Origin of the sequence: Mesorhizobium sp. M7D.F.Ca.US.004.01.2.1 (assembly GCF_003997785.1) — a bacterium.
GTDB lineage: Bacteria > Pseudomonadota > Alphaproteobacteria > Rhizobiales > Rhizobiaceae > Mesorhizobium > Mesorhizobium loti.
Genome location: NZ_RZRQ01000747.1, coordinates 1 through 560, shown reverse-complemented (window position 1 = coordinate 560; position 560 = coordinate 1). Strand labels below are relative to the sequence as shown.

The following is a 560-nucleotide window of genomic DNA, read 5'->3' as shown; positions in this document are numbered from 1 at the left end:
CTCTAGCGGAGCGGTTCGCGACGTGTGGGTTGGCGCTCCACCCGCAGAAGACAAAAATCGTCTACTGCGCAGACACCAACCGCAGCGAGCGCTATCCCACGGTCCAGTTCGACTTCCTCGGCCACTCGTTCCGGCCGCGGTTTACGGCATGGCCCAATGGGACATACGGCGTCTCGTTCTTGCCAGCGGCGTCCCCAGGGGCGCTAAAGGCGATGCGTCGGGAAGTTCGGCAATGGGGTCTCCAAAACCGGACCGACACAGCCCTTGAGGATCTCGCCCGGCGGATCAATCCCTACGTCCGTGGATGGATCAACTACTACAGTCACTTCTACAAATCGGCGCTGTACGACAGTCTGCGCCGGATCGACTTCCATCTGAGAAAATGGGCCCGCCGCAAGTTCAAGCGCTTCAAGCAAAAGCCGAAAGGCGCGCGCGAGTGGCTCGCCCGTATCATCAGGACCAAGCCAGGGCTCTTCGCGCACTGGCCGCTTCTACATGCCCAACAGCCGGATACCGGGAGCCGTGTGAGCTGAGAGGTTCACGCACGGTTCTAGGAGAGC

Annotated in this window: 1 protein-coding gene; it reads left to right on the top strand. The window is 61.2% G+C overall.

The genetic code is table 11. The features are described 5' to 3' along the window. On the top strand, nt 1–533 hold a 533-nt coding region (locus EN993_RS36600), incomplete at its 5' end, for a group II intron maturase-specific domain-containing protein (protein WP_281040603.1). Nucleotides 534–560: the final 27 nt, after the last annotated feature.